Annotated in this window: 1 pseudogene; it reads left to right on the forward strand. The window is 76.9% G+C overall.

Going from position 1 to position 234, the window contains the following annotated elements:
• Positions 1 to 33: 33 nt before the first annotated feature.
• Positions 34 to 234, forward strand: a pseudogene (locus tag KVT45_RS55785) (thioesterase); the annotation flags it as partial.

A 234-nucleotide genomic window follows, 5' to 3' on the forward strand; every position in this document is an offset into this window, starting at 1 on the left:
GGCTGGCCCTTCGGCGGGGTCCACGCCCACGCCATGACCCGCTCCCTGCCCACCGGCCGGCTCCCCGGGTCCCTGGACCTGCAGGACAGCATCGCGCCCGTCGACGCCTACAAACAGCCCGCCGACGCGCTCGAACCCGCCCTGCTCCTCGGCTGGTTCGCCATGTCCCTGGGCGCGAAGCGCGACCGTGCCGTCACCGTCGACCCGGCGGCGCCCGCCGGGCGCGGCACCGAC

The organism is Streptomyces sp. GbtcB6 (assembly GCF_019091475.1).
GTDB classification, from domain to species: Bacteria; Actinomycetota; Actinomycetes; order Streptomycetales; family Streptomycetaceae; genus Streptomyces; species Streptomyces hyaluromycini.